Source organism: Pseudomonas sp. UBA6315 (assembly GCF_002438125.1).
In the GTDB taxonomy this organism is placed as follows: Bacteria; Pseudomonadota; Gammaproteobacteria; order Pseudomonadales; family Pseudomonadaceae; genus Aquipseudomonas; species Aquipseudomonas faucium.
In genome coordinates, this window is record NZ_DJTF01000076.1 from 45551 (window position 1) to 61699 (window position 16149).

Annotated in this window: 19 protein-coding genes and 2 pseudogenes; 19 read left to right on the plus strand and 2 right to left on the minus strand. The window is 60.4% G+C overall.

Going from position 1 to position 16149, the window contains the following annotated elements:
* Positions 1-3: 3 nt before the first annotated feature.
* The 16 genes and pseudogenes from B3E94_RS09725 to B3E94_RS09795 all read left to right on the plus strand — a co-directional run bounded on the left by B3E94_RS09725 (position 4) and on the right by B3E94_RS09795 (position 12444).
* On the plus strand, positions 4-588 hold the full coding sequence (locus tag B3E94_RS09725; protein WP_286913291.1) for a hypothetical protein: 585 nt from the start codon (positions 4-6) through the stop codon (positions 586-588).
* Positions 588-1190 (plus strand): hypothetical protein, encoded by a 603-nt coding sequence (locus B3E94_RS09730; RefSeq protein ID WP_286913292.1) that lies wholly within the window; start codon positions 588-590, stop codon positions 1188-1190. The genes B3E94_RS09725 and B3E94_RS09730 overlap by 1 nt, the downstream gene beginning before the upstream one ends.
* A 2-nt stretch (positions 1191-1192) precedes the next feature.
* Positions 1193-1591 carry a DUF6950 family protein gene (locus tag B3E94_RS09735; protein ID WP_286913293.1) on the plus strand — a complete coding sequence of 133 codons (399 nt, stop codon included), beginning with the start codon at positions 1193-1195 and terminating at the stop codon, positions 1589-1591.
* Positions 1591-4140: pseudogene (locus B3E94_RS25530) on the plus strand (phage tail tip protein J-related protein); the annotation flags it as partial. The gene B3E94_RS09735 and the pseudogene B3E94_RS25530, both read left to right, overlap by 1 nt.
* Positions 4141-4281: 141 nt before the next feature.
* Positions 4282-6525, plus strand: coding sequence for a phage tail tip fiber protein (locus tag B3E94_RS25680; protein ID WP_409521169.1), 2244 nt, complete (start codon positions 4282-4284; stop codon positions 6523-6525).
* A complete protein-coding gene (locus B3E94_RS09745) occupies positions 6525-7580 on the plus strand; it encodes a hypothetical protein (protein ID WP_286913296.1) in 1056 nt (351 codons plus the stop codon). The genes B3E94_RS25680 and B3E94_RS09745 overlap by 1 nt, the downstream gene beginning before the upstream one ends.
* Positions 7581-7589: 9 nt before the next feature.
* Complete coding sequence (locus B3E94_RS09750) at positions 7590-8180, plus strand: hypothetical protein (protein ID WP_286913297.1); 591 nt, start codon at positions 7590-7592, stop codon at positions 8178-8180.
* Between the two features lie 2 nt (positions 8181-8182).
* The gene (locus tag B3E94_RS09755; RefSeq protein WP_286913298.1) at positions 8183-8734 is read left to right on the plus strand and encodes a tail fiber assembly protein; all 552 of its coding nucleotides are present in this window, start codon (positions 8183-8185) and stop codon (positions 8732-8734) included.
* A 56-nt stretch (positions 8735-8790) separates the two neighbouring features.
* Positions 8791-9018, plus strand: coding sequence for a hypothetical protein (locus tag B3E94_RS09760; protein WP_286913299.1), 228 nt, complete (start codon positions 8791-8793; stop codon positions 9016-9018).
* Positions 9018-9644, plus strand: a complete 627-nt coding sequence (locus B3E94_RS09765) for a glycoside hydrolase family 19 protein (protein ID WP_286913301.1) — start codon at positions 9018-9020, stop codon at positions 9642-9644. The genes B3E94_RS09760 and B3E94_RS09765 overlap by 1 nt, the downstream gene beginning before the upstream one ends.
* Positions 9641-10138 (plus strand): DUF2514 domain-containing protein, encoded by a 498-nt coding sequence (locus B3E94_RS09770; protein WP_286913302.1) that lies wholly within the window; start codon positions 9641-9643, stop codon positions 10136-10138. The genes B3E94_RS09765 and B3E94_RS09770 overlap by 4 nt, the downstream gene beginning before the upstream one ends.
* A gap of 13 nt (positions 10139-10151) precedes the next feature.
* Entirely contained in the window at positions 10152-10376 is a 225-nt protein-coding gene (locus tag B3E94_RS09775; protein WP_286913304.1) for a hypothetical protein, read from the plus strand.
* Positions 10377-10449: 73 nt separating this feature from the next.
* On the plus strand, positions 10450-10743 hold the full coding sequence (locus B3E94_RS09780) for a hypothetical protein (protein ID WP_286913305.1): 294 nt from the start codon (positions 10450-10452) through the stop codon (positions 10741-10743).
* Positions 10740-11027, plus strand: coding sequence for a hypothetical protein (locus B3E94_RS09785; RefSeq protein ID WP_286913306.1), 288 nt, complete (start codon positions 10740-10742; stop codon positions 11025-11027). The genes B3E94_RS09780 and B3E94_RS09785 overlap by 4 nt, the downstream gene beginning before the upstream one ends.
* 323 nt (positions 11028-11350) lie before the next feature.
* Positions 11351-11887, plus strand: a complete 537-nt coding sequence (locus B3E94_RS09790; RefSeq protein WP_286913307.1) for a dihydrofolate reductase family protein — start codon at positions 11351-11353, stop codon at positions 11885-11887.
* Positions 11884-12444: a TetR/AcrR family transcriptional regulator gene (locus tag B3E94_RS09795; RefSeq protein WP_286913308.1), complete on the plus strand. Its 561-nt coding sequence runs from the start codon at positions 11884-11886 to the stop codon at positions 12442-12444. Before B3E94_RS09790 ends, B3E94_RS09795 begins: the two co-directional genes overlap by 4 nt.
* Positions 12445-12909: 465 nt before the next feature.
* On the opposite strand, the pseudogene B3E94_RS09800 reads toward B3E94_RS09795, so the two are convergent.
* Positions 12910-13104: pseudogene (locus B3E94_RS09800) on the minus strand (site-specific integrase); the annotation flags it as partial.
* Between the two features lie 394 nt (positions 13105-13498).
* Here B3E94_RS09800 and B3E94_RS09805 point away from each other — a divergent pair.
* Positions 13499-13855: a VOC family protein gene (locus B3E94_RS09805; protein ID WP_286913309.1), complete on the plus strand. Its 357-nt coding sequence runs from the start codon at positions 13499-13501 to the stop codon at positions 13853-13855.
* 143 nt (positions 13856-13998) lie between these two features.
* On the plus strand, positions 13999-14703 hold the full coding sequence (locus B3E94_RS09810; RefSeq protein ID WP_409521166.1) for a lipopolysaccharide kinase InaA family protein: 705 nt from the start codon (positions 13999-14001) through the stop codon (positions 14701-14703).
* 20 nt (positions 14704-14723) lie between these two features.
* On the opposite strand, the gene B3E94_RS09815 is transcribed toward B3E94_RS09810, so the two are convergent.
* Positions 14724-15557 (minus strand): helix-turn-helix domain-containing protein, encoded by an 834-nt coding sequence (locus tag B3E94_RS09815; RefSeq protein WP_286913310.1) that lies wholly within the window; start codon positions 15555-15557, stop codon positions 14724-14726.
* A gap of 108 nt (positions 15558-15665) precedes the next feature.
* Between B3E94_RS09815 and B3E94_RS09820 the strand changes: the two genes are divergently transcribed.
* Positions 15666-15980, plus strand: a complete 315-nt coding sequence (locus tag B3E94_RS09820; RefSeq protein WP_286913311.1) for a DUF2834 domain-containing protein — start codon at positions 15666-15668, stop codon at positions 15978-15980.
* Positions 15981-16149: the final 169 nt, after the last annotated feature.

Below are 16149 nucleotides of genomic sequence, written 5' to 3' on the forward strand. Positions count from 1 at the left end.
TGCATGGCTATCCAATGGCCGGCATCACTGCGCCCGTCAGAAATGACGTGGGGCCTAGTCAACAACAGCCGCGCCTTCACCTCGACGCTCTCCAATGCCCAGCAAATTGTTGGGCAGCCTGGCGCGTATTGGCAGTGCACCATCACGTTCGGGTTGCTCACGCGTGAGCAGGAGCGGCAGCTGTCGTCGTTCCTGGGCGAACTGGACGGGATGTTCGGCACGGTCAACGTGCCGGCATTCACGCGTCGTCGTGGTAACAGCGTCGGTGCACTGAAGGTCGTCAGCGGGCCGTCGCAGTCGCGATCCATTCAGGTCGGCGGCGCAACGCCGAACGCCCAGATGTTCGCGATCGGCGACTACATGACCATCGCTGGTGAGATGTTCGAAGTGGTTAAGCCGGCAGTCGCCAATGCCCAAGGACAAGCGGTCGTGCAGGTGAACAAGCGCGTTCGCCGCACCCTTGGGGTTGGTGCCGCCATTGAGTACCTCAACCCTTACTCCGAGATGCGGATGACCCAGGACACCTGGAGCATGACCGTGCGCCAGGCCGTTTCCAACGGCAGCTACCAGTTCCGGGAGGCCTTCTGATGCCCTCTACGTTTCCATTCAGCCAGAGCGTGGTCGATATCATCGCCACGGGCAGATTCCTGAGTGTGTACGCCTGCCAGCTCGACTTCGAGGATGGCCCGGTATACGCGCACACCGGTACCGGCGACCTGGTGATCGATGGCATCACGTATCTGGGGGTAGGGCAGTTCGGTGAGGTTGGCCAGTCGCAGGAGAGCGACAACTCAAACTCGCCGATGTCGATCGACCTGTCGCTGACCGGCCTGGACAGCTACATCATCACCGAAACCAACATCCGCGGCTGCCGCGGGCGGTCCGGCAAGCTCTTGTTCGTCGTGTTCGACGAGCAGGGCAATTACGCCGCCGACATCCTCTTCTCTGGCCGCATGGACGCAGCCACCTTTTCCTACGCCGGCAATGGCGAGGACGGCAACAAGATCACCGTCCCTATCGTTGACCGAATGGCCGAGTGGAGCCGCACCGGCACCGAGCGCTTCACCGACGAAAACCACCGGGCTCGCCACCAGGGCGACCGATTCTTCTACGCAGTCGCCCAAATGTCCGAATGGCCCATCTACTGGGGTTCCAAGAAGGACGCGCCGACGTTTACCTACGAGAAATAGGCATGCGCTACCGAGACTGGACCACACGCCTCAGCGAAGTGATCAAGGCCGCCTTAGAGCGGCCTTTTTCATGGGGCGAATTCGACTGTTGCCTGTTCGCCGCGGACTGCGCGGTGGCGGTGTGCGGCACTGATCCGGCCGAGGCCTATCGCGGCACCTACAAAACCGAGGCGGGTGCCAAGCGGGCGCTGAAGAAGCGCCACGGCAGCCTCGAGGCGGCTTGGGATGCCTGCTTCGCCAGGGTTGCGCCGGCGTTTATCCAGCGCGGTGACATCGCGATGTATGAGGCGCCAGGCGGCAAGGCCATGGCGGTCTTCTGGGCCAATGAATTCTGGGCAACCACTGACGACGGGGTGGCCCGCGTGGTGTGTGAGCCGCTTGCAGTCTGGAGAGTTGAATAATGTCCGGTGGTGTCAGGAAGATTGCTCAGGTCGCCGTCGGCGCGGTCATTGGCTTCGTGCAGGGCGGCCCGGTTGGCGCGGCTATCGGTGCCGGCTTGGCCTTCTATATGGCCGAGCAGCAGGAGAAACTCAACACCAAGTCGCCGCTGCGCGACAACGAGCCTTCGACACAGACCGTGCGCTCCTCTAAGGCGCCTGCGCGCTTCATCTTGGGCCGCGTCAGCACCGGTGGTGTGTTGGTGTGGGCGCAGGAGCAGGCCGGAGATCAAGCTGATGGCGAGATGCTGCACCTTGTGTACGTGCTGTGCGAAGGGCCGGTCGACGCCTTGGAGAACATCTACTTGGGCGAGGAGGAGATCGCTACCTACGGCGAGCACGCCTCCTATGAGCTGATCGTCAATCCAACCCAAGTAAACGCCTTCCTCAAGGTCAATTGCCCGGATTGGAAAGACGAGCAGATCGGCCGTGGCCTGTCATTCGTTCGCCTGTCGCTCAAGTACAGCAGCGAGAAGTTTCCGTCGGGCATTCCTGACGCGCGCTTCATCGTGCGCGGGCGCAACGATATCTACGACCCGCGCACCGGCATGGCCGTGTACACGGAAAACACCGCGCTGCACATCCTCTGGTTCCTGCGTAACCGCTGCGGCGTGCCGGACGACGAGATAGTGTTCGAGACCTTCGCCAGCGGCGCTAACGTCTGCGACGAATCAGTCGGCAACCCTGCCGACACCACCAGCCCTCGCTACCGCAGCAGCTGCGTGATCGGCGCCGACGAGCAGCGCACCAGCGTTCTGCAGAAGCTCGAGGCTGCGTGCGGCGGCCGAACCATCCGTGTCGGTGGGCGCTGGATGTTCCAGGCCGGGGCCTATTACGGCCCCTTCGACTTCGAAGTCACCGAGGACATGGTGATCGGCACTATCACCGGCAGCACCGAGCCTACCAACGACGCAGCCATCAACACCGTACGCGGTACGTTCATCGACACCGCCCAGTCGTGGACCGAAACCGACTACCCCGAGGTGAGCATTGCTCAATGGGTTGTCGAGGACGGCGGCGAGGCGGCGGAAACCCTGTCATTCTCCTACGTGACCGACGCCTATCAGGCCCAGCGCCTGGCCAACATTGAGCTGCGCCGGCGGCGCGCGGGCGGCACCATCAGCGTGCCGATGAACTTCCTCGGCTACAACTGCCGCCCTGGCCGCGCCGTTCGCGTGAATCTGCCGTCGCTGAACATCTTGGGCGAGTTCATCGTCACCAACTGGAGCATGGGGGCGGACCAAGGGTGCACCGCGCAGCTGCAGCAGTATGAAGCAGCCCAGTTCGATGATGCGGTGGGGCAGCCGTACAACCCTATCGGCTTCATCAGCATGCCGGCCGGGGGGCTGGGCAGCCCTACCAATGTTGCGTGGACGCCTGCAGAAACGGCAGAGGTGAGCCAGGGTGTGCTGAGCTGGGTGCAGCCTACCGGGATCGTCACCGGCTACGCCGTAACCGTCCGCCAGGGTGGTACCGCAGTGCAGGCCCAGCAGGTGCCCGAGACCACACTGCAGCTGCCTATCGCTGGCTTGCCGTCCGGCAATTACACCATGAGCGTGGCCGCCCTGGGCCCGCTGACCCGCTCCGGCGAGGCCAGCATTACGGTCAGCATCGACGGCCCGCCGATCCCGGAGTCGTGCGTGGTGCAAGCCACCATCGACACCATCACGCTAATCCCGGGCAACGCGCTGCATGGGTTGAACGGAGGCACCTACGAGTATTTCTTCTCGACAAATCCGCAGGCCACGCAGGGGGATTATCTGGGCCAAGGCCTGACCCTGACCCATACCGGGTTGTCTTTCGCTACCAACTACGCCTACTTCGTGCGCTCGAAGAACGCTTACGGGGTGAGCGCTTTCCTGAAGGTTGTGGCCTCCACATCGACGGACGTGAGCAACATGCTCGACGCCCTGAAGGACAAGATCGAGAACGGCCAGCTGGCGCCGGCGATGCGGGAAAAAATCGCGCTGATCGACGGGCCGCCAGATCTGCCAGGCTCGGTCAATGACCGGCTTCAGCAGTTGGATGAGCAGGTGCGCGAGGTCGCCGACAATCTGCAAGAGCAGATCGAGGGTATTGCCGACCTGGCCGACTCGATGCCGTACAAGCCTGCTCAGGCCTATACCGTTGGCCAGGGCGTGCTGGGCGACGACGGCAAGCTGTACCAGGCCAAGCAGGCCGTGCCGGCCGGCAATCCGCCGCCCAACGTCACCTACTGGACCGATATCGGCCAAGCAGTGCAGACGGCGAATGGCCTGGCCGCGCGCATGGGCACTGTCGAAACCACGGTCACCGACATCGGTGGCAAGGTGGAGGCCCAGGCCGAGCAAATCAACGGCCTGCAGACCAGCATTGCCGGCAAAGCCGATTCTGCGGTTGTTGACAGCCTATCGAGCCGAGTCGCGCAGAACGAGCAGGGGTTGTCGAGCCAGGGCCAGGCCCTCACCGGCCTGACCAACAGCCTGACCACGACCAACCAGAACGTGACGGCGGCCCAGCAGGCGGCCCAGGCTGCTGCTGATGCCGCTGGGGCCAAAGGCAAGGTGCTTTACCAGCCGACGGCGCCGGCAGTGGCGGATCGGCTGCCGCAGAACCTGTGGATCGACACCACGGGTAGCGCGAACACACCGAAGCGCTGGAACGGCAGCACCTGGATGGCGGTGACGGACAAGGTTGCCACGGATGCAGCAGCGGCAGCTGCCAGCGCGCTGACCCAGGTGGCCAGTAAAGCAGATGCCTCAACCGTTTCGGCCCTGAGCAACACCGTTACTCAGCAGGGTCAGACGATCACCGCCCAGGGCAGCGATATCACCAACATAAAGGCTTCAATCTCGGCGCAGTCCGGCGAGAACCTTGTGCTTGATCCTGATTTCGCAGCAGGGCGTGATGCATTACCGGCTACCAGCAACGTGACGGTCACGATCGTCAATCGGAACGATGGCGCTGTGCCGGTCGGCGCGCCTTCTGCGAGACTGGCAAAGCTCGTCTACGCCTCGTCTCCATCGGCCAACCTGTATCAGCGGTTGCAATGGGCCGCGTCCGCTCGTGACAACACCACCGTGCGGCTAGCGGTGCGGGAAGGTGAGGTATTGGATGTCGCAGTGCAGATCTATCGAGAGGGGGCTTCGGCACGTCAGCTTGGCCTGTGGGCTCAGCCCTATGACGCATCAGGCGTTGCGGTGAATCATGGCTGGGTAGTTCCAACCTCAACGAGCGTCACGGCTGCAAACGGGCAATGGCTGACGTTGAGTGGTGCTATCACCATGCCGACTGGCGCAACGACTGTGCAGCTCAATCTTCGAGCCAGCACGGGCGCCGATGAGCTGACAGCTTGGATTGGGCGCCCTGTCGTAAACAGGAGAAGCGTGCAACAGTCGTCTCAGGCTGCGGCTTTGCAAGCGATCGACGCGCGCGTTACGTCCGCCGAGGGCGCAATCTCTAGCCAAGGCTCCGCGCTCACCCAGCTCAACAACACGGTGGCAGGCAAGGCCGACAACAGCGCTTTGCAGGCCCTGCAGAGCACCGTAACCCAGCAGGGTAACACCCTGACTTCCCAGGGCCAGGCGGTTACCCAGCTGCAGAGCACCATTGGCGGTATCGGCGGCAGCGGCGCCAACCTGCTGGGAGACGACTACAGCTGGTTGACCTCGACAACGCTTCCAGCCACGTCGATCGGGAGCGGTGTCACTCGTGTGGGCGTGGTGGTGCCGGAGGCCGATTCCGGCTTCGGCTACCAGGCGGGCAGCAGTACCAACAGCTTTCTGATGCTGACCCCGACCAACAATTTGGCCGGCTGGAACGTTCGGATCGAGCCGGGCGTTTACCTGGTCTCGATGTACATCCAGTCCAGTGCCCCCACCAATGGCCGGATTTCGCTGTACAACGGCACGCACCGCTACTCGCCGACCATAGCTCTGCCGACCACGCGTACCCGCATCACCTTCCCGGTCACCGTGACGGACAGTGCGAAGATCGGCATCACCATCTACTTCAACATGAGCGCCGTCGCGGGGCTCACGTCGATTATCGACTCGGTGATGATTGAGAAACGGGTAGGCGAGAGCAACATGCCTTCGCCGTTCGTGGCTGGGCCATCGGCTCGGGCGGTGAGTGGGCAGGCCACAGCTATCAGCCAGCTGAACACCACTGTGAACCAGCAGGGAACGGCAATTACCGCCCAGGCGGAGCGGATCGACGGGCTCTATGTCCAGGTCAACCCGGAAATGGAGGGTGATTCTAGCGGCCTGGCTGGCGCAGTCGGGAGCTTTGTCGGCGTCTGGACGGAGCAGTCCGCTCGGATCGAGGGCGGTATTGCCACCGGCAAGCGCATCGACACGGTGCAGTCACAAGTTGGTGAGGTCGAGGGATCGGTCCAGGCAGTCAGCGCGACTGTTCAGCAGGTCTCCGAGACGATCGCAGGAGTAGATGGGCGAGTTTCGGCCATGACGACCATCAAGGCCGAAACGATCTCTGGTGGTCGCCGAGTGATGGCCGGGCTGGCGCTGGGAAGCAACGGTGAAACAGGCGAAATTCTTGCCTATGCCCAGCGCTTCGCGATCGTTGACCAGTCGTCTGGCCAGGTGACGCTCCCGTTTGTGGTTTCGAACGGTCAGGTGTTCATCAACCAGGCGGTGATCAACACGGCCTTCATCCAGAACCTGGTGCTCGGCATGACGCTGAAATCCCAGGCGGTCAACTCACAGGGCTTGCCGCTCATTGAGATCAACTTGGTTACCGGGGCGTTCACCGTTCGCGGCCAGGACGGCAACGGCTCGACGCTGCTGAACAACGGCGGCTTGTATGTGTACGACGCCAACGGCGTAGAGCGTACAGCCGTGGGCAGGCTAACTCAGTACGTCTATAGCTTGGCCTATAACTCTGCGGGAGGAGTAAGTTAATGGCTGATTTGTATGGGCTCCGGACGCGAGATGCGGCCGGAGTCATCACCTTCGATACGACCATCACGCCAATTCGCTCGCTGAAAATGATGCAGGTAACAGGCAACAATGCTTTGGATCAATACATAGCCATTCCGGAGATCCAGGCGGCGTCATTTGTCGTTGTTGATTCCCTTTTTGATGGTGGAGACACCGGCTCTTACAGCCCGCAGGCATGGTATTCCCAAGGGCAGCTCCAGTTGCGGCGACCGATGAGTCGGCAGTGGCAGGTGATGATCTTGTCACAAGGTGGCGAGCCTTTCTCAGCAGCAGGGAGTTACGGCATACGGTCGAGCAATAACAATGTCCGCACGCAGATTGACGCCATCAACAAGGTGCTGACGGTTCGGTACAACGGCGCGTTCAACCTAGGACTGCAAGGGCCCTCTGGCAGCTTTATCGAGTGGGGCGAAGTTGTGTTTCCTTCGCCGGTCACCACCTACGAGCGGCCGCTGATCTTCTTCAATGCCGCCGACTACATGATGATTGGAAGTTTCCACGTCAAGGGGTCGCCGGGTAACTGGACTGGGTTTCGAATTAAGGGGTTTCCGTCCAGATCAGCTCATGGAGACGTAGCGCTGTACCCCATGGCCATCAAATGGTTTTGCGCGAGTTACTTGACGCCAATCACTCCCGCCGGGGGCTATGGCGCCTCGATCAAGGATGCCGAGGGAAACCGCCTGTTCGTAACCTCAGCCAACCTCTCTCTGCTGAATAGTCAGCCAGCTACCAACTCATTCTCCACGGCAGGGACGCCGATTACAGGGATCGGGTACTACGCTTCCCCGGCGCAGATGTCCTGGACGGGCAGCTATGACGATTACGTGCTGGGAAATGCTCTTTTTTCCAGCACACATGTAGGCCAAACAACTCAGCAGATAAGAGCCAATTTCGGCGGTTTTTTATCAGGGAATAGAAGCGTTCTGCAGATGTACTGCGAGAATTTCGACGGCATCAACCCTGCAAGCGTGAATGGGCGAACGCTTTTCGCCTCCCGTCCCATGAAACCTCTTTAAGGTAACGATATGGCAAAGCAAGTAATCAATCTCGGCGCTTCGCCAACGGGCGCAGGTGGCGACGATCGCCGGTCCGCCTGGGTAAAGGCGAGGGCAAACTTTACAGAGGTGTACAACTGGATCGCCGGCGTCTCTCAAGGTGATGACGTTGCGACTGCGCTGCCGGCCGCACTTCCGGTGGCAAAGGGCGGAACGGGCGGGACCACGCCGGCGGCCGCGAGGGCGGGACTTCAGTTGGGCAGCGCGGCTGTGGCCACGATCGGTACAGGCGCCGGCCAAGTGCTTACTGCACCTGCACTTGGGCTTGGCGATAAATCCGTTGTCGGAAATTCCTCGATAATGGGATCTATCGATACATGGAGCACGAGTTTTGGCGTAATCACCCCGGATACCCGTAATGGGCCAGTGGCTTTCGGAACCATGCTCAATTTGGCCTTCCCAGGAGCTGGATACCTAGGGTCACAACTGTTCATGGGGGTATCGCCAGCAGGCATATTGGGTTTCCGCTCTGGCGACTATAGCCAGAGCGCCGCCTTTAATGTCGTTTACCACACTGGCAATACCACCCGAGCCGCTGACGGCACATTGAAGGCGATCTGACCATGGCAAGAGCAGCAATCAACCTCAAGGGCGACGGCTCGATCCTCGACATCACGTCGCTCGGCAAGTCCGATATCACCGTCGAGCACCCTGGCCCCGGCCAGTACCTGGTGGCCGGCACGTTGGGCATGTGCCCGCCGCCTGAAGGTTGGGGCTATGTGATCAACCAGATGGACGCCGGTTCATCGGTGGCCACCAGCTTTGCCGATGGCGTCCTGCTAGTGAGCGTGACCAAGGATGGCGAGCCGGCAGATTTGCTTCACAGCATCACTCTGCATGTGTCAGTCGAGAATCCTCCCGCGATCGAGCTGCCTCAGCCGTTACCGCCTGAGCCGGTGGACCCGCTGCAGGTCGTGCAGGCAGAGGCTGCCCGGCTTCGGTTGATCGCGGATGCCGCCATTGCTCCTTTGCAGGACGCAGTAGACCTGGAAGAAGCTACCGATGCTGAGATAGCTCGGCTCAAGGAATGGAAGCACTACCGTGTGGCGCTGAACCGCTTGCCTGAGAAATCCGGCTATCCCGTCGAGATTGACTGGCCCGCGTTGCCGGCCTGAATACATCCAACTCACCGACCGCCGCCTGGCGGTATTTTTTTGCCTGGAGAAAACCCATGCCGTTCATCGTCATCAACCGCACCAATGCTCTGGACCCGACCCGCACCGTTGAGTACACCACCGAGGCCGAGGCGGATGCCGCCGCCAGGGAGCTGCTGAAAGTCCAACCCGGCGCCGAAGTTCTGACCGCACAGCTGATCAAACGCTACTCCGCCCAGGTCAACGTCACTGTTCAGGAGGCGGCGGACATCGTGTCCGAAACTACGGGAGAGGAGGAGGTCTGATGCCGATCACCGAGCAGCAGCTGCTGCAGATCCTCCCCAATGCCCGCCCAGTCGCGGGCATTTTTGTGGCTGCACTGAACCGGGCGATGGCGCGCTGGAAGATCGACAGCCGAATCCGGCAGGCTGCCTTCCTGGCCCAGGTCGGCCACGAGTCCGGCCAGCTGCGCAACCTGGTGGAGAACCTGAACTACAGCGCCGAGGCGCTGGTGCGGACCTGGCCCTCTCGGTTCACCATCCAGACCGCAACCGGCTACGCCCGGCAGCCGGAGAAGATTGCCAATAAGGTGTACGGCGGCCGCATGGGTAACGGCCCCGAGTCGTCCGGGGATGGTCATCGATATCGTGGGCGCGGCCTCCTGCAGGTCACCGGGCGCAACAACTACCGCGAGGCCGGCGCCGGCATGGGTCTGCCGCTGGAGGCTGAGCCGCAACTGCTCGAGCAGCCTGAGCATGCCGCCCAGTCCGCCGCCTGGTGGTGGGCGAAACGCGGGCTGAACGAAATGGCCGACGCCGGCCGCATCCGCGACATCGGCAGCATCATCAACACCGGGCAGCCTGGCAAGGTGCCTTTCGGCGCAGCCGAGCGCCTGGCGCTGTATGACCTGGCGCTGCGGGTGCTGGTATGAATTCCTGGGCCATCAGGTGTGCGCTGCTACTGGCGCTCCTGGGTAGTTACTGGCTGACGTACCAGCACGGCCGTTCGGTTGAGCGTGCCGAGGCCGCTGCCGCGTCAGCACAACGGGACGCCGGCGACCGCCTGGCCGAGGTGATCGGCGAGCGTGCCGCCCGACAGGAAGAACAACGACGCGCCCAGGCGCAGGAGGAAGCGAGAGCCCATGCTCAGGAAGAAAGAACAATTGCTGATGTTGGCACTGCTGGCGCCGATGTTGCTGGGCAGCGGCTGCGCAGTGACGCCACCCAGTTCGCCGCCACCGTCAGTTGTCCCGGCACGGATACCGCCGCTATCGCCCGAGGCCAGGCAGCCACCCGCGCCGCCATGGTGCTCTCTGACCTGTTCGCACGGGCTGATGCTCGAGCGGGAGAGCTGGCGAAAGCATATGACCGAGCCAGAATAGCCGGCTTGGCCTGCGAAGCCTCCTATAATGCGCTGATCAATTGATCAGGGTAGGGCAGTGGAAAAGCGCACTTTAATCGGAATGGTTGAGGCTGGCGAGCCCCTCATCCAGCAGGCTGTGGATGCTATGCGGATGTACCATGAGGCCGAGGCAGCTGGCCAGCCTCATGAAGAGGTCGAACGCCTTCGCCTGCTCGCGGAATCGCTGTTCCAGGCGGTCTCCGATTACCAGCTCCGCGTCGTGGCCAAGGCCCGAGGCAAGGATCTGCCGCCGCTTCACTGAGCCGCTGATCGGCAATTGCCCGAGTCCAGGTCCGTCTATACCATACTGTTTTTTTATACAGTGCTGGTGCCCTATGTACTTCCTCCTCGTGCGCCGCCGAGAGCGCGGCGTGGCAATCCCAAGCGACAAGCTCAAGAAGCTCACGCCATTGCGCGCCGACGTGCACATCGAGTACGGCGACAGCAAAGTGCTGGGGCGGCCGTGCATCGAGGCCTGGGTCTTCAATCCAACGCCGAGCGGCGACATCATCCCCCGGCTGCACGACGCTTGCGTGAACGGCATGGGCACGCTCGGGATGAATATCACCGGCTTCGAGGAAATCGACGGCGTGGTCTACGCGCAGTCCTGGTGGTGCAGGACAGGATGATGAGCAGATTGCCGACAGCATGGCTGGATGAGCTCAATGACCAGTGCGCCCTGGCTACCGACCCAGATGGACGGGCGGCCGTCCTGAGCGAGATGGCGATGGCCGCGCACCGGCGCCGAGAGGTGGATGCCGATCAGCTGTGTGAGATGCTCGAGTTTGTCGAGTCGGCGCGCCTGTACGGTCTGACCGAGCACGAGGAGTGGTACGCGTGCGGCCTGTTCAAATACACCGAGTCTGAGCCGAATTACTACGTTCACGAAATCTTGCGGCCGGCCAAGAGGTAGCCCGCCTGCGAGGGTTTCTACAGGGAATGGGGTGGTCGGCAGAACGCCGGAGGAGGGTGCTTAGGCTGTCTAAAACCGTGATTCAGTTTCTCGGTTTTACTGAGTGAAGTCGCCCAAAGTCGCCAATGCATATTAGACAGGTTCGACGCATAGGCCGCGAGCGGTGCGGCCTGAGGTCGCTTTTTCCACACTACTGCTGCAGTACTGGGAAGATGCGAGGGCGGCCGAATGCGGGTAAAAGTCAGATTTCCCAAAACCTAATTGCTCTATCCACTCCTCACAGATAAAATATACGCCGTATATTTAAAGTGAGAACCCAACCAATGACGACCGGACATGCCTTCATCGCAACCAGCCTGGATGGGTTCATCGCCCGGCTCAACGGCGATGTGAACTGGCTGATGGAGCGAGACGACCCATCCGAAGATCATGGCTACGGAGATTTCATCGCTGACATAGACCTGATCGTAATGGGCCGCGGAACTTACGAAAAGGTGTTAGACCTGGGGCCTTGGCCCTATGACCGCCCCGTACTGGTTTTGTCTGCAAGACTCAGCGAAGAACCTGTGCCTGATGCGCTAGTGGGCAAGGTCAATTTCACCAGCAAACAGCCTACAGAGCTTATGGCGGATCTGGCATCGCAAGGTATACGCCGGATCTATGTAGACGGAGGGAAGGTAGTGCAAGCCTTCTTGCGCGAGGGGCTTATCTCAGACCTTGTTATTACCGTCGTCCCGGTACTGCTGGGCCAGGGGAGACGTCTGTTTGGTGCAATGGAAGCTGATGTGGACTTGAAGCTTGTCAACAGCCGTAGTTTTCCTTCGGGGCTGGTACAGTCCAACTACAAGGTGCTCGGATGAAGCGAGCACGTGGCAGGCCTGCTCAAGGTAACGAGCTTGTACGAGCCGACATTATCAACGCTGCACTAGAGTTGATGCGCGAAAGTGGTGAAGTGGGCTTGACAATGCGCGCCCTCGCAAGCCGGCTCGGGGTCAGCCCAATGGCACTCTATCGTCATGTTGAGGACAAGGCCGGGCTTATCCGAGTGCTTTCGGATCATGTTTATGCAGGAGTATTAAAGGAGGTTCCGCATGAAGCTAATGCCATCTCAGTGATCCGGACGGTGTTGTCGCGATATCACGACGCAGTGAGCCATCATCCTCAATTGACGTTGGCAATTTTTGCTAACCCGGAAGCACTTGCTGGCGTGACGGCTCAGCTCACTGAGCTCCTTGCTACATGCTTGGAGCAGGTCGCTAAGAGTCCGTTGATATGGCGTGATGTTCTGATCGACCATGCGCATGGCAGCGCCCTAGCGCTTGTTTCGTCTCAGGGTGAGCAATTACATGTGCAGGCGCTGAGGTTGCATTATCAGGAAGCACTTGAGCTACTTCTTGAGTCCATGATTCGTGCTTGAAGTGCCTTATGTCCTTTCGGCAGGACTGCTGGAGCCAGCGATACAGTTAGATTGATGTTATGTAAACGGATGCTTTTTCGGTCAGTGCGGCACCGAGGATGGCTGAAATATCGATTCCAAAACTGAAAGCGTGAGCCTTGCAGTACGCGGCCTGTAGACGTGCCATTTCGTCTACATTTTGGAATCGATTTCAATGCTGACGCCTCATGGATTGGGCGCTTGTAGCACGGACTTGAAATCCGTTGAGCCGCACCTGGTGCACCCCTGGATTTTCACCTGAAGTCTTGGGCCAATTCTTGGGCCAATGAATGCGTTTTGGTGCGGTGTGGTGAGGCTGGAGCCCGCGAAAACAGGCACTGTACACCGCTCAAAACCGCGAAAATAATCGCATGGTGATGTTGGCGGTGGAGATCAAAGGGCTTACCTATCAGTAACTTACGACGCTGGATTTTCAGCTGATAGCGATTAGATACCAGTCTGCGGGCTTTCCAGCTCGCTCCAGTGGGAGCTTGAGTTGAGCCAACGGGCATACGTCGACAGCAGCATCTGAACGCTGTGACCCAGCTGTTGGGTGATGAATGCGGGGTTGAGGCCGGACATTGCGCCTATTGTCGCATAGGTGTGACGGCAGTTGTATGGGGGCCGACGCCTGATCCTCAATTCCCTCGGCACCGGCAGACCGCGCTGAGCGGTGATGGGGGGTGATATGCTTCGCCACCTACCAGGCAGGGACAGTGGCGATGAGAAAAACGCTGGATGCAATGCGCGAATGGCTAACGCCACGCAGGCGCCTTTGGGCAGGCATAGGCCTGTTCACGGTCACGCTTGTGGTTCCGGCTATCAGCCCAGGAACCAGCGTCAGTTGGCTGGTGGGGCCAGCCTGTGTTTTCTTCCTGAGTAGTTTCATGCCTGTATCGAGCGCAAAGCGTTAAGGCGCTTTCGGGCGATGCCGGAAAGTTCATCGAGGGTACGCTGAAGCGAGCGGTGTCTTGCGTTTTGTCGAACGGCGTCATGCCAGTTGTACTAGAGAGCAGTCATCAACAAGGAGGTTCTGATGAGCCAGAGCAAAGACAACAAGATCGATAACATCGAGTTCAACGTAGCGAACATCGAGCGCAGCAAGGCTTTCTATGGCAAGGCGTTCGGCTGGAACTTTGTGGATTATGGCCCCAGCTACACCGAATTCAGCGATGGGCGTCTTACCGGTGGTTTTACGACCGGCGAGCCTGTGCGACCTGGAGGCCCGCTGGTGATTCTGTACTCGGAGGATCTCGAAGCGTCGCAGCGTAAACTTATTTCAGCAGGTGCCAGTATCAGCCGAGAGACATTCTCCTTCCCTGGAGGACAAAGGTTCCACTTCATCGACCCCGATGGATACGAGTTGGCCGTTTGGAGTGCCGAGGCTCCTTAACGTTAGCGCTGGCACGCACCATAGTGGCAAAGTGATAGGTGGTGGAATTCAGAAATAGTCGTCAAAGGTGGCGATTTTCTTGCGAACTGGCTGTTATATTCCAACTCTCGCCGCGCCAAGGCTGGCAAAAGAGTGAGAAGCCAATGACTAATAATAATTCAACAAGTCTGAGTTCCTGCCACCCGCCTGTAGAGGCGATCCTGAATGCGCCTGGCGCGTGGGTGGAGCCCCCAAACATTCGACGAGGCGGGGAGAGTGGTGTGCTCCGTGTCGAGCTGGAGGGCCTGACGTTCTACAAGAAGCAGCAAGTTGGGCATGTCTATCGAAGTTTTCTGCACCCGTTGGGCTATCCAACCGTTGCCCGCGAAGCGAAGGCCCTTCGTGCGGCTGCGTTGTTGGGCGTATCAACGCCAGCACTTGTGCACGCCCATGTCGGTAAACAGCGCGGCGAGTGGCATGCGGTGATGGTGACGGCCGCGCTGGACGGTTATTTGTCGCTGGAAGACTTCTATCGCAACAAACTGGACCAAACACTTGGGTCCAGGCGCCACCATGAGATTCTAGAAGCGTATGGCCAAGCACTTGCCAGGTTGAACTTTGGCCGTTGGCAACATGGCTGCTTGTATCTCAAACATGTCTTCGTCGATTTCAGCGAGCCGAGCGTGAAAGTGGCATTGCTTGATCTTGAAAAGGCCAGGCAACGACTCACCGCGAAACGGGCCGCCCGCCATGACTTGCGGCAAGTCAAACGCAGGTCGGGATGGCCAGGCGAAGAGTGGGAAGCGTTTTGCCGAGGCTATCGATACGCGTTTGGATCGAATGCAGAGCGGCTCCTGGTCGCGTGCTGAGGCTCCAGCACCCTTGACGTCTATTCCTGCTGCCAAGGGTGCTTTTCGCTCATGCATTGCTCGAAAGCCCGCATCATCCTGCGCCTGGTCAACTCATCGGCCGGTATCAGATGTTCGATGCGCAGCGACTCCACGGTGATGTCCAGGGGCATTCCAAAGGTCGTGAACGTTGACATGAAGCTCAGCTCTCCCTCGGGCGTGTAAACGCGGGTCAGCAGCACAGGGTTGGCAGGCTGAGCCTGCAAGGCAATGGCAGGCGCTGGCAGGTCGCGCAAGCGCTTCGCCAGCAGCGGGTTGCCGACCGCCTCTCGGGACGCGCGTTGCCACGCCGCAGCGCGGACATCCTGCGGGTTGGCCAAGCGATCGCCGAGCCCGCCCGGGCGCAGCAGCGTCTCCAGCAGATTGAAACCTGAAGCCGCCTGCTGTGCCACGCCTGCCATTGCCAGCAGCAGCCCCGTGCTCACATTGGCCGCCGTGACATCCCAGTTGCTGTCGATCACGATGGCTGGCGCCGGATTGTTTGCCTGCAGGATGTGGTCGATTGCCGTGTGCACCATTTCCATGGCAGGTGCATCGAACGGCGTTGCGCTGTAGCGAGGTGCGAAGCCTGCGGCAAGGAAGACTTCGTTGCAGTGATCCAGCGGTGCGCCCAGGGCCCAGAGCAGGGCGTGCAAGGTACGGGGGCTGGCCTTGGCGCGGCCGGTCTCGATGCAGCTGAGGTGGCGCTGTGAAACCCCGGCCATCAGCGACAGGTCGAGCTGGCTGAGCCCTGCCTGGCGGCGCAGCAAGCGCAGGTGCTGGCCTGCCGATGGGGCTTGCGGCGGGCATTGATGATGGAGCAGGTGATGACGCATGTTTCGCCTCTGGCCGTCCTTGGGGTTTGGCGTTCATGACCTCACAGGTCATTGAGCCTGCGCAACCCTATCACTATCGTGCCAGCGAACCCTACCTAGGACCTGGTTATGGCACTTCGTTTGATTGCATTGAGCGCGCTGGTGCTCTTCTCGCTGTACACCGCCTGGACGATGCTGATCGCCGAGCAGTCGCTGGTGGCATTCGGGCTCGAGCTGATTTCCCAACCAGACACCGCGCAACTGGTCATCGACTTGTACCTGATGGCTGCGCTGGCCTGTATCTGGATGGCCGACGATAACCGTGCGCGTGGCAACTCGCTGGTGACGTTGCTTCCCTATCTGCTCCTGACGGCGGTGTTCGTTTCCGTGGGGCCGCTGCTGTACCTCGTGGTCAGAGGGTTTGGGCGGGAGCGCCAAGCATGACCGGTGGCTTGCAGATGAGTGGCGCACGGCTGCATGAACCTTGAGCTTGCACAGGGTCAAATCTATGCAGGGCCAGGTTTCGCCTGGCTGGAGACACTCAGATGAAACGTAAAGCAGCGTGGGCCGCCATTTTGTCGGCCGTTGTCTTACTCAGCGGTTGCTGGCCGTA

Excerpts from the sequence above, each read along its gene's own strand:
- B3E94_RS09765 (WP_286913301.1), top strand. The coding sequence starts at position 9,018 with ATGCCGATCACCGAGCAGCAGCTGCTGCAGATCCTCCCCAATGCCCGC.
- B3E94_RS09750 (WP_286913297.1), top strand. The coding sequence starts at position 7,590 with ATGGCAAAGCAAGTAATCAATCTCGGCGCTTCGCCAACGGGCGCAGGT.
- B3E94_RS09755 (WP_286913298.1), top strand. The coding sequence starts at position 8,183 with ATGGCAAGAGCAGCAATCAACCTCAAGGGCGACGGCTCGATCCTCGAC.
- B3E94_RS09735 (WP_286913293.1), top strand. The coding sequence starts at position 1,193 with ATGCGCTACCGAGACTGGACCACACGCCTCAGCGAAGTGATCAAGGCC.
- B3E94_RS09810 (WP_409521166.1), top strand. The coding sequence starts at position 13,999 with ATGACTAATAATAATTCAACAAGTCTGAGTTCCTGCCACCCGCCTGTA.
- B3E94_RS09730 (WP_286913292.1), top strand. The coding sequence starts at position 588 with ATGCCCTCTACGTTTCCATTCAGCCAGAGCGTGGTCGATATCATCGCC.
- B3E94_RS09780 (WP_286913305.1), top strand. The coding sequence starts at position 10,450 with ATGTACTTCCTCCTCGTGCGCCGCCGAGAGCGCGGCGTGGCAATCCCA.
- B3E94_RS09770 (WP_286913302.1), top strand. The coding sequence starts at position 9,641 with ATGAATTCCTGGGCCATCAGGTGTGCGCTGCTACTGGCGCTCCTGGGT.
- B3E94_RS09745 (WP_286913296.1), top strand. The coding sequence starts at position 6,525 with ATGGCTGATTTGTATGGGCTCCGGACGCGAGATGCGGCCGGAGTCATC.
- B3E94_RS09760 (WP_286913299.1), top strand. The coding sequence starts at position 8,791 with ATGCCGTTCATCGTCATCAACCGCACCAATGCTCTGGACCCGACCCGC.
- B3E94_RS09795 (WP_286913308.1), top strand. The coding sequence starts at position 11,884 with ATGAAGCGAGCACGTGGCAGGCCTGCTCAAGGTAACGAGCTTGTACGA.
- B3E94_RS09725 (WP_286913291.1), top strand. The coding sequence starts at position 4 with ATGGCTATCCAATGGCCGGCATCACTGCGCCCGTCAGAAATGACGTGG.
- B3E94_RS09820 (WP_286913311.1), top strand. The coding sequence starts at position 15,666 with ATGGCACTTCGTTTGATTGCATTGAGCGCGCTGGTGCTCTTCTCGCTG.
- B3E94_RS09805 (WP_286913309.1), top strand. The coding sequence starts at position 13,499 with ATGAGCCAGAGCAAAGACAACAAGATCGATAACATCGAGTTCAACGTA.
- B3E94_RS25680 (WP_409521169.1), top strand. The coding sequence starts at position 4,282 with ATGGCGGTGACGGACAAGGTTGCCACGGATGCAGCAGCGGCAGCTGCC.
- B3E94_RS09785 (WP_286913306.1), top strand. The coding sequence starts at position 10,740 with ATGATGAGCAGATTGCCGACAGCATGGCTGGATGAGCTCAATGACCAG.
- B3E94_RS09815 (WP_286913310.1), bottom strand. The coding sequence starts at position 15,557 with ATGCGTCATCACCTGCTCCATCATCAATGCCCGCCGCAAGCCCCATCG.
- B3E94_RS09790 (WP_286913307.1), top strand. The coding sequence starts at position 11,351 with ATGACGACCGGACATGCCTTCATCGCAACCAGCCTGGATGGGTTCATC.